The 12,605-nt window shown below is 72.7% G+C and carries 15 protein-coding genes; 9 read left to right on the forward strand and 6 right to left on the reverse strand.

Translation table 11 applies throughout. From position 1 onward, the window contains the following. Positions 1-113: 113 nt before the first annotated feature. Positions 114-296, forward strand: a complete 183-nt coding sequence (locus tag D466_RS0101115) for a hypothetical protein (RefSeq protein ID WP_018911846.1) — start codon at positions 114-116, stop codon at positions 294-296. A 135-nt stretch (positions 297-431) separates the two neighbouring features. Then, positions 432-932, forward strand: a complete 501-nt coding sequence (locus tag D466_RS0101120; RefSeq protein WP_018911847.1) for a DUF192 domain-containing protein — start codon at positions 432-434, stop codon at positions 930-932. 35 nt (positions 933-967) lie between these two features. On the opposite strand, the gene D466_RS0101125 is transcribed toward D466_RS0101120, so the two are convergent. Next, positions 968-1,552, reverse strand: coding sequence for a superoxide dismutase (locus D466_RS0101125; protein ID WP_018911848.1), 585 nt, complete (start codon positions 1,550-1,552; stop codon positions 968-970). A gap of 97 nt (positions 1,553-1,649) precedes the next feature. Then, entirely contained in the window at positions 1,650-3,056 is a 1,407-nt protein-coding gene (xseA, locus tag D466_RS20125; protein WP_018911849.1) for an exodeoxyribonuclease VII large subunit, read from the reverse strand. Between the two features lie 388 nt (positions 3,057-3,444). On the opposite strand from xseA, the gene D466_RS0101135 reads away from it, so the two are divergent. The 7 genes from D466_RS0101135 (at position 3,445) to D466_RS0101165 (ending at position 7,883) form a co-directional block, all read left to right on the forward strand. Further along, positions 3,445-4,080, forward strand: a complete 636-nt coding sequence (locus D466_RS0101135) for a MotA/TolQ/ExbB proton channel family protein (RefSeq protein WP_018911850.1) — start codon at positions 3,445-3,447, stop codon at positions 4,078-4,080. Between the two features lie 16 nt (positions 4,081-4,096). Further along, a complete protein-coding gene (locus tag D466_RS0101140) occupies positions 4,097-4,513 on the forward strand; it encodes a biopolymer transporter ExbD (RefSeq protein ID WP_018911851.1) in 417 nt (138 codons plus the stop codon). Continuing rightward, a complete protein-coding gene (gene lpxK / locus D466_RS20130; RefSeq protein WP_018911852.1) occupies positions 4,510-5,562 on the forward strand; it encodes a tetraacyldisaccharide 4'-kinase in 1,053 nt (350 codons plus the stop codon). The genes D466_RS0101140 and lpxK overlap by 4 nt, the downstream gene beginning before the upstream one ends. Beyond that, the gene (locus D466_RS0101150) at positions 5,543-5,752 is read left to right on the forward strand and encodes a Trm112 family protein (protein ID WP_018911853.1); all 210 of its coding nucleotides are present in this window, start codon (positions 5,543-5,545) and stop codon (positions 5,750-5,752) included. Before lpxK ends, D466_RS0101150 begins: the two co-directional genes overlap by 20 nt. Before the next feature lie 227 nt (positions 5,753-5,979). Continuing rightward, the gene (gene prmC, locus D466_RS0101155; protein ID WP_018911854.1) at positions 5,980-6,822 is read left to right on the forward strand and encodes a peptide chain release factor N(5)-glutamine methyltransferase; all 843 of its coding nucleotides are present in this window, start codon (positions 5,980-5,982) and stop codon (positions 6,820-6,822) included. Between the two features lie 79 nt (positions 6,823-6,901). Next, positions 6,902-7,219 (forward strand): Grx4 family monothiol glutaredoxin, encoded by a 318-nt coding sequence (gene grxD / locus D466_RS0101160; RefSeq protein ID WP_018911855.1) that lies wholly within the window; start codon positions 6,902-6,904, stop codon positions 7,217-7,219. A 43-nt stretch (positions 7,220-7,262) separates the two neighbouring features. Beyond that, the gene (locus D466_RS0101165; protein ID WP_156003891.1) at positions 7,263-7,883 is read left to right on the forward strand and encodes a UbiX family flavin prenyltransferase; all 621 of its coding nucleotides are present in this window, start codon (positions 7,263-7,265) and stop codon (positions 7,881-7,883) included. A gap of 70 nt (positions 7,884-7,953) precedes the next feature. Here the strand turns inward: D466_RS0101165 and D466_RS0101170 are convergent, their stop codons facing one another. The 4 genes from D466_RS0101170 to D466_RS0101185 are packed head-to-tail and all read right to left on the reverse strand — an operon-like array spanning position 7,954 to position 12,548. Then, the gene (locus D466_RS0101170; RefSeq protein WP_018911857.1) at positions 7,954-9,231 is read right to left on the reverse strand and encodes an FAD-dependent monooxygenase; all 1,278 of its coding nucleotides are present in this window, start codon (positions 9,229-9,231) and stop codon (positions 7,954-7,956) included. Next, a complete protein-coding gene (locus tag D466_RS0101175) occupies positions 9,231-10,664 on the reverse strand; it encodes an aminopeptidase P N-terminal domain-containing protein (protein ID WP_018911858.1) in 1,434 nt (477 codons plus the stop codon). Before D466_RS0101175 ends, D466_RS0101170 begins: the two co-directional genes overlap by 1 nt. Positions 10,665-10,709: 45 nt before the next feature. Continuing rightward, on the reverse strand, positions 10,710-11,450 hold the full coding sequence (gene murU / locus D466_RS0101180) for an N-acetylmuramate alpha-1-phosphate uridylyltransferase MurU (RefSeq protein WP_018911859.1): 741 nt from the start codon (positions 11,448-11,450) through the stop codon (positions 10,710-10,712). Positions 11,451-11,459: 9 nt separating this feature from the next. Then, positions 11,460-12,548 (reverse strand): aminoglycoside phosphotransferase family protein, encoded by a 1,089-nt coding sequence (locus D466_RS0101185; RefSeq protein WP_018911860.1) that lies wholly within the window; start codon positions 12,546-12,548, stop codon positions 11,460-11,462. Between the last annotated feature and the right edge of the window lie 57 nt (positions 12,549-12,605).

The raw sequence follows: 12,605 nt of genomic DNA on the forward strand, positions 1-12,605 counted from the left end.
GCGCCGGACGGCCGCGTGCGCCGCGCGCCCGGCTGTCAACCGGATTTCCAGCGCGCGCGTTACGGCTGTGACCCCTCGGGGTCGAATCCAATATCTCTAGAGGCTAACCCGTCATGAAAAAGATCGTTGCCGCCGTTTTCGCCCTGTTCTTCGCCACCGCCGCCCTGGCGCAAGCTGCCACCCCGGCCAAGGCCGAAGGTGCCAAGCCCGCCGCTCACAAGGTCGTGAAGCACAAGAAGGTTGCCAAGAAGGCCGCCGTCAAGAAGATGGAAAAGAAGGAAGCCGCCAAGAAGTAAGCTCTTCCCGAGCCGACTTGCTTGACGGCGGCGGGCCTTGCGCCCGCCGCGATGAGAGAGGCGCCCGCAGGCGCCTCTTTTTTTGCCGGTCGCGCTGCACAATGGGGGCATTCCTCCTGCCACGAGGTTCCGATCATGCCGCGCCCGCACCGAAGTTCCTCCCCTGCCTCGCCCCGTCCCGCCCTGGCCTGGGCCGCGCTGGGCCTGCTCGTGCTGCCCCTGGCCGCGCTGGCCGCGCCGGCCGCGCCGCCCGAAACGCCCGAGACCCTCCCGAGCGCGACCCTGCACATCGCCGGACACCCCCTGGCCGCGGAAGTCGCCGCCACGCCCGGGCGCCGCGAGACCGGCCTGATGAACCGCCGCAAGCTGGCGCCCGACCACGGCATGCTGTTCGTGTTCCGCCACGACCAGGACGTGTGCATGTGGATGAAGAACACCTACCTGGCGCTGAGCGTGGCCTTCATCGACGCCGAGGGACGCATCCGCAACCTGGCGGACATGCAGCCGCTCACCCTGGACACGCATTGCGCGAAGGGTGCGGTGCGTTACGCGCTGGAAATGCCCCTGGGCTGGTTCGCCGCGCACCAGGTGGAGCCGGGTGCGCGGGTGCAGGGCTTGCCCCGCTCCTCCCGCTGAGAAGACGCCAGCGGGGGACGGGGCGCCGGAACGGCTCAGGCCAGCTGGCTCTGGGCGAACTTCCAGTTCGCCAGCTTGTCCAGGAAGGTGGTGACGAAGTCCGGGCGGCGGTTGCGGTAGTCCACGTAGTACGCGTGTTCCCACACATCGACCGTCAGCAGCGGCTTGTCGCCGCTGGTCAGCGGGGTGGCCGCGTTGCTGGTGTTGACGATGTCCACGCTGCCGTCGGCCTTGAGCACCAGCCAGGTCCAGCCGGAGCCGAAGTTGCCCACGGCCGACTTGTGGAAGGCTTCCTTGAAGGCGGCGAAGCTGCCCCACTTGGCGTCGATCTTGGTGCGCAGCGCGCCCGAGGGCTCGCCGCCGCCCTCGGGGCTCAGGCAGTTCCAGAAGAAGCTGTGGTTCCAGACCTGAGCGGCGTTGTTGAACACGCCGCCGGCCGGGGCCTTGCGAATGATGTCCTCCAGACCCAGGGATTCGAATTCGGTGCCCTTGATCAGGTTGTTCAGGTTGGTCACGTAGGCCTGGTGGTGCTTGCCATGGTGAAACTCCAGGGTTTCACGCGACATGTGGGGCGCCAGCGCGTCGAGGGCGAAGGGCAAGGCGGGAAGTTGATGTTGCATGGGGCGGCCTTTCGTTTCGAGGTTGAAGGTTGAACAAGCACGCGCCGGTACCCGGAACAGGCCGGGGCGGCGGCGAGACAGCGCGTATCGGACGATTCTAGGAACAATCGGGCGGCTCGGTGGCGCCCCCCGCCAGCAGGGGGTGCGCCACCGGGCGCACCTCGCCCAGGCCCAGGCTTGCCGCGTGGGCCGCCGTGGCCAGCACGATGGACTGCCCGGCGCGCAGCGTGGAAGCATCCTGCAGCAAGGATCCGTCGTCGCGCCAGGCCAGGCAGTAACCCCGGCGCAGGGTCGCCGACGGGTCCAGCGCACGCAGCCGGGCCTGCAGCCCCTGCAGGCGCTGCTGCTGGCTCGCCGGCACACGGGCCAGGCCCAGGCGCAGGCGCCGCTCCAGCCCGTCCAGCACGGCGGCGCGGCGCTGCAGGTCCTGCCGGGGCAGCGCCCGCAGGCGCGCCTGGCCGAGTTGCAGGCGCTGCGCGCCACGCTGCAGCGTGGCGGCCAGCGCCTGGCGCCGGCGCGCCTGCAGGTCGCGCAGCTGCAGCCCGGCGTCGCGCAGCACGCGCGCCGGCGGGGGCAGGCGCAGCTGCAGCCGGTCCATGCGCTGCTGCTCGCGGCCCAGGCGCACCTGCATCGCGTGCGCCAGCGCGCGCGCCGCGCGGCGCAGGCCCTGCAGCAGTTCCTCGCGCGGCGCGGCGCACATCTCGGCGGCCGCGGTGGGCGTGGGCGCCCGCATGTCGGCGGCGAAATCGGCGATGGTGAAGTCGGTTTCATGTCCGACGCCGCTGATCACCGGGATGCTCGTCTGGGCCAGCGCGCGCGCCAGGGTCTCGTCGTTGAAGGCCCACAGGTCCTCCAGCGAGCCTCCGCCGCGCACCAGCAGCAGCACGTCGGCCTCGGCGCGCTGCTGGGCCGCGCGCAGCGCGCGCACCAGCTCGGTCGGTGCCGCGGCTCCCTGCACGCTGGCCGGGTACACGATCACCCGCACCTGCGGACTGCGGCGGCGCAGCGTGACCAGCACGTCGTGCAGCGCCGCCGCCTGCGGCGAGGTGACGATGCCCACGGTGCGCACCACCTCGGGCAGTTCGCGCTTGCGCTGCGCCTCGAACAGGCCCTCGGCGCGCAGCCGGGCCTTCAGGCGCAGGAACTGCTCCATCAACGCGCCCTGCCCGAAGCGCCGCACCGATTCCACCTGCAACTGCAGGTCGCCGCGGGGTTCGTAAAGCCCGATCTGGGCACGCAGCTCCACTTGCACCCCGTCGCGCAGATCGAAATCCACCAGCGCGGCCCGCTGACGGAACATCACGCAGCGCAGCTGCGCACTTTCGTCGCGCAACGCGAAATAGCAATGCCCGCTGGAGGCGCGGGTGAAGCCGCTGATCTCTCCCTGCACGCTGACCACGCCGAAACGGGCCCACAAGGCATCGGCCAGGGCCCGCGCCAGCGCGGCGACGCTCCAGGCCTCGGCGCGGGCCTCGCCGCGGCCCTCGCGCGGCGGCATCACCATGGCCGGCGCGCGGTCATGCCGCGGCGCGAAGCCAGCAAGGGCGCGGGCTCGCGGGCAAGCTGTCCACACGCGCCAGCAAACATGCGGCTTGCCGGGCCAGGCGCGCGCAACGCCTTCGCGCTCCATGCAACTCTTTGTTTTTTCACCGTTTTTTCATGTTCAAAAATTGGTCACAAGAAATCCGCGCCTTGATTTTGCGTGACTTGCCGGCCCTCGCCACGCCTTACCCACATTGTTATCCACAGATTTTCGGGATAACCCAGGCCGCTTGACGCGGGGACGCCCTCGGCGCGCATTACCATCCGCAATCGACGCCAGGCCGCTCCCGCGCGGGCGCGGCTCGCCGGGCGTCCATCGGGCACATTGTCGATCTCCACGGGGTTCCATCTTGCTGAGCATTGTCGAAGCCGCGGGCTGGCCGATCTGGCCCTTGATCCTTTGTTCCATCACCGCGCTGGGCGTGGTGCTCGAGCGCCTGAACACCCTGCGGGCTCCGCGGGTGATCCCGCCGCGCCTGCTGGAGGAGGCCCTGGCGGTGTCGGCGGCCGCGCTGCCGCCGGCCGACACGGTGGACAAGCTGGAGCGTAATTCCCCGCTGGGCGCGGTGCTGGCCGCCGGCTTCCGGGCCGCCCGCCGTCCCCACGCCAGCCCGGAGAGCCTGCGCGAGGACATGGAAAACGCCGGCCGCGCGGTGATGCACGGCCTGCAGCGCTATCTCAACGCACTGGGAACGGTGGCCTCGGCGGCTCCGCTGCTGGGCCTGCTGGGCACGGTGGTCGGCCTGATCGAGATCTTCGGCTCGCAGACCGGAAGCGGCGGCAACCCGCTGCTGCTGGCGCACGGCATCTCGGTGGCGCTGTACAACACGGCCTTCGGGCTGATCATCGCGGTTCCGTCCCTGATGTTCTACCGCTATTTCCGGGGGCGCGTGGACGATTTCGGCATCGAGCTCGAACAGGCGGCACGCCGCCTGGCCACGCACCTGCAGCCCCTGATCGAGTCCGGACGCGCCACGCGCGGCTGAGCGGGAGTCCTCGGCGATGAATTTCCAGCGTCCGCGCCCGGAGGAACCGGAGATCAACCTGATCCCGTTGATCGACGTGCTGCTGGTGGTGCTGATCTTCCTGATGATCACCACCACCTATTCCAAGTACACCGAACTGAAGATCCAGCTGCCGGTGGCCGACGCCAGCGCGGCGAAGAACCAGCCGGACAGCGTGGTCGTCGGAGTCACCGCCAACGGCAGCTACGCCGTGGCGGGGCGGCCGCTGCAAGGGCGCGACGTGCCCGCGCTGGTGCAGGCGCTGCGCGCCGCCGCGCACGGCCGCAGCGACCTCACGCTGGTGATCAGCGCCGACGCCCAGAGCACCCAGCAATCGGTGGTCAACGTGATGGAGGCCGCCCGGCTGCTGGGCATCAGCCGCCTGAGCTTCGCCACCCAGCGCAGCGCATCGTGAGCGAGGCCGCGCCGGGCTGGCCGCGCTGGTGGCTGCGCCGCGGCGCAGCCGCCATCTGCCTGCTGCCGGCGGCCGCACTGTTCGCCGCCGCTGCCGCGCTGCGCCGCGCGGCCTGGCGCCGTGGCTGGCGGCGGGCCTGGCGCGCGCCGGTGCCCGTGGTGGTGGTGGGCAACCTGAGCGCCGGCGGCAGCGGCAAGACGCCGGTGGTGCAACTGCTCGCGCGGGCCTTGCGCGAGGCCGGGCACCGCCCGGGCATCGTCTCGCGCGGCTACGGCCGCCGGCGCGGCGCGCCCGAGCCCATGGCCGTGCATCCCGACACCCCCGCGGCGGACAGTGGCGACGAGCCCCTACTGCTGCGCCGCCTGTGCGGCTGTCCGGTCTGGGTGGGCAGGGACCGGCCCGCCGCCGCGCGTGCGCTGCTGCGCGCACACCCCGAGGTCGACGTGCTGCTCAGCGACGACGGACTGCAGCATTACGCGCTGGCACGAGACCTGGAACTGGTCGTGCTCGACGCCCGCGGCGCAGGCAACGGCTGGCCGCTGCCCGCCGGCCCGCTGCGCGAGAGCTGGGGGCGCCGGCGCGACGCCACGCTGGGCCCGCCCTTGCCGGCGGACAGCGGCGCGGCCGCCGGCGCGCCCTATTTCGCGCTGCGCCGCCATCCCGGTGAACTACGCAACCTGGCGGACGGCCGGCGCCTGAGCCTGCAGGAGTTCCAGCTCGCGCAGGCCGGCGCCCCGGTGTGCGCGGCGGCCGCCATCGGCAACCCGGACCAGTTCTTCGACATGCTTCGCGATGCCGGGCTCCCGCTCGCGCGCACCGCCAGCGCGCGGGACCACCGGGCGCTGCCCGAGGCCCTGCTGCGGGAACTGCCGGGCGCCGTCGTCCTGACCGAGAAGGACGCCCTAAAATGCCGCCTTGGACAACCCGGCCTGGAACGCCTGTGGGCCGTGGGGCTGCGCGTGGAGCCCGATCCCGCTTTCCTCCCCTGGTTGCTGGCGCGCCTGGCGCGCGGCGCATGGAGCCCCCCCGATGGATTCACGTCTGCTTGACCTGCTGGTGTGCCCGGTTTGCAAGGGCCCGCTGCAACACGAGCGCGAAGCGCAGGAACTGATCTGCCCGCGCGACCGCCTGGCCTTTCCCGTGCGCGACGGCATCGCCGTCATGCTGGTCGAGCAGGCCCGCGACACCCAGGCGAGCGCCGGCGCGCAGCCCGCGCCGGACGCGGACGCCCGGACATGAGCGCCGTGCACGGCCGCTCCGAAGCGGCGCTCCACTCCCTCGGGGAGTCGAGCGTAGCGAGGAGGGTCGTCCCATGAGCGCCGTGCACGGCCGCTCCGAAGCGGCGCTCCACTCCCTCGGGGAGTCGAGCGTAGCGAGGAGGGTCGTCCCATGAGCGCCGTGCACGGCCGCTCCGAAGCGGCGCTCCACTCCCTCGGGGAGTCGAGCGTAGCGAGGAGGGTAGTCCAGTGAGCCGCGACGAATGGCTGCGCGCCTGCGGCGTGGAGCGCGCGGACGCGCTGGTGCTGTTGCGCGAACTCGCCGGCGTGTCGCGCGCGGCGCTGCTGGCGCACCCCGAGGCCGCGCTGGAGCCTCGATGCCTGGCGCAACTGGAGCGTGCGGGGGCTCGCCTGCGCGCCGGCGAGCCGCTGGCCTACGTGCTGGGCTGGCGCGAGTTCTACGGGCTGCGCCTGGAAGTCGGGCCGCAGGTGCTGATTCCGCGTGCCGACACCGAAGTGCTGGTGGAGTTCGCGCTCGCGCACCTGGAGCCATGCGGCCCCGCCGAGGTGCTGGACCTGGGCACCGGCAGCGGCGCCATCGCCATCGCCATCGCGCACGAGCGCCCGGCCGCGCGCGTGCAGGGGGTCGACACCAGCGCCGAGGCCCTGGAGCTGGCGCGGCGCAATGCGCGGCGCCTGCTGCCGGCGGCGCGGCCCGGCGGCGTGCCGCTCTGGCATCTGGGCGACTGGATGCAGGCGCTGCCCCCCGACGCGGGCGACTTCGACCTCATCGTCTCCAACCCGCCCTACGTGGCCGAGGACGACCCGCACCTGCAGGCGCTGCGCCACGAGCCTGCCCTGGCCCTGGTGGGCGGGCGTGCCAGCGCCGACGGCCTGGCGGACATCCGCCTGCTGGTGGCGCAGGCGGCGCCGCGCCTGCGCGCCAGGGGCTGGCTGGCGCTGGAACACGGCTACGACCAGGCAGCCGCGGTTCGCCAACTGCTGCTTCGGGTCGGACTGCGCGAGGTACACAGCCTGCGCGACCTGGCCGGCATCGAGCGTGTCAGCGCGGGACGCGCACCGGGGCCATGACCCCGCGAGGCGCGAAACGGCGGTCTTTCCTACAATTCGAAAAGTTTCCTGACTTTCCACCCGCTTCGCGAGGCCTCCGATGTCCGACGCACTGCAACGCATCGACCAACTGGTCAAATCCAACGAGGTGGTGCTGTTCATGAAAGGCACCCCGCAATTCCCGCAATGCGGCTTTTCCGGCCGCGCGGTCCAGATCCTGAAGGCCTGCGGCGTGGCGCAGTTCGCCACCGTGAACGTGCTGGAGGACACCGAGGCGCGCCAGGCCGTGAAGGATTACGCCAACTGGCCCACCATTCCCCAGTTGTACGTGCGCGGCGAATTCGTCGGCGGCTCGGACATCATGACCGAGATGTACCAGAGCGGCGAACTCAAGGAACTGCTGGGCGGCGGCGCCTGAGCCGCGCCCCCCGCGGCGCGGCCTTGGGCCCAGACTTCCGAACGTGTCCTCCCCGCCCTCCGTGCAAAGCCCGCCGCCGCGCCTGATCGTCGGCATCACCGGCGCCACCGGCGCCGTGTACGGCGTGCGCCTGCTGCAGCACCTGCGCCGCCTGGGAGGCGTGCGCAGCCATCTGGTGGTCAGCCCCGCGGGCTGGATGAGCCTGCGCGCCGAGACGGATCTGGAGCGCCGCGACGTGGAGGCCCTGGCCGACGAGGTGCACCCGATCGGCGACGTGGCCGCCAGCATCGCCAGCGGCTCCTTCGCCACGCTGGGCATGGTGGTCGCCCCCTGCTCCATGAAGACCCTGGCGGCCGTGGCCCACGGGCTGTCGGACAACCTGTTGTCGCGCGCCGCCGACGTCTGCCTGAAGGAGCGCCGCCGCCTGGTGCTGCTGGCGCGCGAGACGCCGCTGAACCTGGCCCATCTGCGCAACATGACCCTGGTCACCGAAATGGGCGGGGTGGTGATGCCGCCGCTGCCCGCGCTGTACCTGCGGCCGCGCAGTCTGGAGGAGATGGTGGACCATACCCTCGGGCGCGTGCTCGAGCAGTTCGGGCTGGCCCATGACCTCGCGCCGGCCTGGACCGGATGGCCGGCGCCGGAGGGCGCGGGACGCGCCTGAGGCGGCCGGGCACCTTGGCGAGGGCGCAAAAAGGGGCGCCAACAAGGGCGCCAGCGAGCGTGCGGGCGCCTCAGGAGCGCCAGCCGAACAGCATGTGCCGTTGCAGCGCGCGGCGCAAGGGCCAGGCCGCCGACAAGGCCGCCAGCGCCCCGGCGCGCAGCGCGGCGGCGCCCGGCAGGTTCCAGGTGAAGCCGCGCGCCAGCAGGTCGGTCAGCCCGAGCAGCACCGCGCGGTCGGGCAGGCGCGCCAGGTCGTAGCGCCGCAAGGCGGCGCCCACGCCCGCGGCGTCGACCTCGGCCAGCAGGCGCGCCAGCGCCGCGCTGTCGCGCAAGCCCAGGTTCAGGCCCTGTCCGGCCACCGGGTGCAGGGTCTGCGCGGCGTTGCCCAGCTGCACGGTGCGCGCGCGGCGGGTGCGCAGGCGCGCGTTCAAACCCAGCGGATAGCTGCCGAACAGGCGCAGCTCCAGGGCGTGCCCGCACGCCGCGGGCAGCAGTTGCTGCAATGCGCGCAAGGCCTGCGCCGGCTCCTGGCGCAGCAGTTCCTGCGCGCGCTCGGGCGGCACGCACCAGACCAGCGCGTAGTCGGCGCCGCGGGGCAGCAGCGCCACCGGGCCGTGGGGCGTGAAGCGCTCCACCGCCAGGCCCTCGTGGGGGCGGTCGCAGCGCAACTGGCCGATCAACGCGGTCTGGCCGTAGTCACGGTGCAGCTCGCGCTGAGCCTGGTCGTGGAAGGCTCCGCCTTCGGCGAGCACGGCCAGATCGAATTCCTGCCCGGGCTCCGCCGCCTGCGCGGCACGCTGGTCGGCATCGGTGCCGCCGGCGCGGGCGGGATCGCCGGCCGGTTCCACGAGCACCGACTGCGCCAGCTCGCGCACGCGCACCGGGCTGGCGTAGCGCACCTCGATGCCGGCCTCGCGCGCCGCGGCCTGCAGCGCGCCCAGCAATTCACCGTAGCGCACCGTGTAGCCCAGGGCGGGCAGCGCCGCCTCCTCGGCCCGCAGCATCACCCGCGGCAGCGAGCTCAGCCCCGGCGCATGCTGGGACACGTGGATCTGCCGGATCGCCGTGGCCGCGTCGGCGGGCCAGGCGCGCAGCGCCTGCAGCATCTGGCGGCTGCCCTCGGACAGGGCCAGCACGCGGGGATCCTGCAGCGCGGCCTGCGCATCGGGCTGGGCGTCGAAGACCTGCAGCTCGGCCGTGCTGCCCAGTTGACGCATCTGCAGCGCCAGGCTCAGCCCCACCGGGCCGGCGCCGACCACGGCCACGCGCGGCGCCAGCGCCCCGCCCGCGGCCGCGCCGTCGCGGCGCTCCGCCGCACTGGCGGGGGCCGTGCAACAGGACTCGCGCATCAGCCCTCCATCACCCGTTCGATGTCGGCCACGGTCTTGGGGGCCTGCAGGGTCAGCACCTCGCAATCGCCCTGCGCACGCACCAGCACGTCGTCCTCGATGCGGATGCCGATGTCGTGGTAAGCCTCGGGCAGGTCGGCGGCGGCGCGCACGTACAGGCCCGGCTCGATGGTCAGGACCATGCCCGGGCGCAGCACGCGCGCGGCCGGCACGCGGGCTCCGTCGGGCAGCATGCGCGGCGCCTCGCCGGGCTCGGAATACTCGCCGCAATCGTGCACGTCCATGCCCAGCCAGTGGCTGGTGCGGTGCATGTAGAAGCGGCGGTAGGCCCCGGTGTGCAGCACCGCGTCCACGTCGGGAGCGGCCGACCGCGCGATCAGCCCGGTGTCGAGCAGGCCCTGCGCGAGCACGCGCAGCGCGGCCTCGTGGGGGTCGGTGAAGCGCGCGCCGGCGCGGGTGGCCTCGATGGCGGCGCGCTGGGAATCCAGCACGATTTCGTAGAGCTCGCGCTGCGGGCCCGAGAATCGCCCGCCCACCGGGAAGGTGCGGGTGATGTCGCTGGCGTAGCCGTCGAGTTCGCAACCGGCGTCGATCAGGCACAGGCTGCCGCGGCGCAGCAGCGCGTTGCCGGCGCGATAGTGCAGGATGCAGGCGTTCGCGCCGGCGGCGACGATGCTGCCGTAGGCCGGGGCCTGCGCACCGCCGCGGCGGAAGGCGTGCAGCAGCTCGGCCTCCAGGTGGTATTCGCGCAATTCCTGCGGCGCCGCGGCGCCGGCCGCCCGCATGGCACGCCGGTGGGCTTCGCTGGAGATCTCGGCGGCGCGGCGCATCACCTGCAGCTCGTAGTCGTCCTTGAACAGGCGCATCTCGTCCAGCGCCGCGCACAGGTCCTGCTGCGCGGTGGGCGCATGATGGCCGGCGCGCGCCTGCGCGCGCACCGCCTGCAGCCAGCCCTGCAGGCGCGTCTCCAGCCCCTCGTGCACGCCGAAGGGCCACCACACGGCGCCGCGGTCCAGCAGCATGCGCGGCAGCAGCGCGTCGATCTCCTCGATGGAGCCGGCGGCGTCGAAGCCGAAGGCCTCGCGTGCGGCTTCGGGGCCGAAACGCACGCCGTCCCAGATCTCGCGCTCGGCATCCTTGGGGCGGCACAGCAACGTGCTGCGCGAGCTGCCGTCGCGCTCCACCTCGAGCACCAGCAGGCTGTGCGGCTCGGTGAAAGCGCTGAGATAGTAGAAATAACTATCGTGCCGGTATGGGTAATCGGCGTCGCGGTTGCGCATGCGCTCGGGCGCGGTCGGCACCAGCGCGACGCCGCCGCCGGCATCGGCGATACGCCGGGCGAGCTGGGCGCGGCGCAAGGCGCACTGGCGCAGCAGCTGCGCGTCGGGGGCTTCGGGAGCAGTGGCGCTGGACAGGATGGGGACTGCGGACATCGTGGGGCGGGATGGGAGGGCGCGGAACGCGCCGCAACCTCGAGCTTAACCCCGAGCGGCCCCGCCACGCTGGGGTTCGGGCCATGCCCCGGCGCGCAGCCGGGCATCCAGCTCGGCGAGCTGCGCGGGTGTGCCCAGGTTGTGCCAGGCGCCGCGCCAGTGCTCGCCGCTGACCCGCCCGGCCTCCACCTCCGCGTACAGCCAGGGAAACAGCTTCCAGGCCTGGCGCGCGGGGCGCCCGGCGAACAAGCCGGCATGGAACACCGCGATGTTGCCGTAGTTGAGCCGCTCGCCCTCGCGGCGCACGCGCCCGCCGGCATCCAGCGCCATGTCGCCGCCGAGGTGGTGGGCGGGGTTGTCGGCCAACACGAAATGCGCGCTGGTGGAGCGCGGGTCGGCCGCGATGCGTGCCGCCGCGTCGTGCAGGCGCGCGTAGTCGAATTCCGTGTAGATGTCGGCACTGAGCACGGCGAAGGGCGCCGCCTCGGGCCCGCCCAGCAGGGGCAGCGCCGTGGCCACCGCGCCGCCGGTCTCCCAGGCCTGCTCGGGCTCGCGCGAATAGTCGATGCGCAGGTCCCAGCGCGAACCGTCGCCCAGCGCCTCGGCCAGGCGCTCGCCCAGCCAGCCCAGGTTGACCACCAGTTCGCGGATCCCCGCCCGGCGCAGGCGCTCGATCTGCCACACGATCAGCGGCTTGCCCGCCAGCTCCAGCAGGGGCTTGGGCAGGTGGTCGGTCAAGGGGCGCATGCGCTCGCCGCGCCCGGCGGCCAGGATCAGGGCCTTCATGACGGCGTCCTAGAAGGTGTAGGCGTCGCGGCGCGCCACGCCGTGCAGGCGGTCGAGCAGGCGCAGCAAGGGCGCGAATTCGGCGTAGCGCCCCGCGACCGCGCGCACGTAGGACAGCACCAGCGGCAGGTCGCCGAGATACTGCGCCTTGCCGTCGCGGTGGTACAGGCGCGAGAAGATGCCCAGCACCTTGAGCTGGCGCTGCAGGCCCATCCATTCGAAGTCGCGGTAGAAGGCGCCGAAATCCGGATTCACCGGCAGCCCGGCGGCCCGCGCCCCATCCCAGTAGCGGATCGCCCAGTCGATCTGCTGCTGCTCCGGCCAGGCGATGTAGGCGTCGCGCAGCAGCGAGACCAGGTCGTAGGTGATGGGGCCCAACACCGCGTCCTGGAAATCCAGCACGCCGGGGTTGCCGCGTTCGCACTGCGCGTCCAGCACCATCAGGTTGCGGCTGTGATAGTCGCGATGCACCAGCACCACGGGCTGGGCCAGCACGTTGTCCAGCAGGGCGTCCATGACCCGGCGCAGACCCTGGCGTTCTTCGTCGCGCAACTCGGCCTGCATCTGCAGGCGCAGGTACCAGGCCTCGAACAGATCCATTTCGGCCTGCAGGCGCTGGCGGTCGTAGGCGGGCAGCTCGGCCCGCACGCCCTGCAGGCGCACCAGCGCGCCCAGCGCGTCGCGCATCAGCGCATCGCAGCGTGCCGCGTCGCCCGCGGCGCGCGCCTGGTTCAGGGCGTCCAGGTAGGTGGTGCCGCCCAGGTCGGACAGCAGCACGAAGCCCTGGGCGTCGTCGCGCGCGAGCACCCGGGGCGCCGACAGTCCTCCCTCTCGCAGCAGCCCGGCGATGCGGCAGAAGGCCCCGACGTCCTCCTGGGCCGGCGGCGCGTCCATGACGATGAGCGAGGCGTCGCCGCCCGCCGCCGCGTCCACGCGGAAGTAGCGCCGGAAACTGGCGTCGGCCGAGGCCGGGCGCAGGCTGGCGGGGTGCAGGGCGATGCCGCCCGGGGAGGACTGCAGCCAGGCGCGCAGGGCGGCGAGCCGCGGATCGGCCTCGGACGAGGATGGGGATGGGGATTCAGGGTGGGTGGACGTCATCGGCAGGGGGCGGCGCGGCCACGAAATCGCAAGCGCCGGGGGGATTCCTATAATCGG

The sequence above is a fragment of the Thiomonas sp. FB-6 genome, assembly GCF_000377645.1.
In the GTDB taxonomy this organism is placed as follows: Bacteria; Pseudomonadota; Gammaproteobacteria; order Burkholderiales; family Burkholderiaceae_C; genus Thiomonas_A.

What these genes read in the sequence shown, in the direction of transcription:
- D466_RS0101115 (WP_018911846.1), top strand. Translation starts at nt 114, where the DNA reads ATGAAAAAGATCGTTGCCGCCGTTTTCGCCCTGTTCTTCGCCACCGCC.
- D466_RS0101120 (WP_018911847.1), top strand. Translation starts at nt 432, where the DNA reads ATGCCGCGCCCGCACCGAAGTTCCTCCCCTGCCTCGCCCCGTCCCGCC.
- D466_RS0101125 (WP_018911848.1), bottom strand. Translation starts at nt 1,552, where the DNA reads ATGCAACATCAACTTCCCGCCTTGCCCTTCGCCCTCGACGCGCTGGCG.
- xseA (WP_018911849.1), bottom strand. Translation starts at nt 3,056, where the DNA reads ATGGTGATGCCGCCGCGCGAGGGCCGCGGCGAGGCCCGCGCCGAGGCC.
- D466_RS0101140 (WP_018911851.1), top strand. Translation starts at nt 4,097, where the DNA reads ATGAATTTCCAGCGTCCGCGCCCGGAGGAACCGGAGATCAACCTGATC.
- D466_RS0101150 (WP_018911853.1), top strand. Translation starts at nt 5,543, where the DNA reads ATGGATTCACGTCTGCTTGACCTGCTGGTGTGCCCGGTTTGCAAGGGC.
- grxD (WP_018911855.1), top strand. Translation starts at nt 6,902, where the DNA reads ATGTCCGACGCACTGCAACGCATCGACCAACTGGTCAAATCCAACGAG.
- D466_RS0101170 (WP_018911857.1), bottom strand. Translation starts at nt 9,231, where the DNA reads ATGCGCGAGTCCTGTTGCACGGCCCCCGCCAGTGCGGCGGAGCGCCGC.
- D466_RS0101175 (WP_018911858.1), bottom strand. Translation starts at nt 10,664, where the DNA reads ATGTCCGCAGTCCCCATCCTGTCCAGCGCCACTGCTCCCGAAGCCCCC.
- murU (WP_018911859.1), bottom strand. Translation starts at nt 11,450, where the DNA reads ATGAAGGCCCTGATCCTGGCCGCCGGGCGCGGCGAGCGCATGCGCCCC.
- D466_RS0101185 (WP_018911860.1), bottom strand. Translation starts at nt 12,548, where the DNA reads ATGACGTCCACCCACCCTGAATCCCCATCCCCATCCTCGTCCGAGGCC.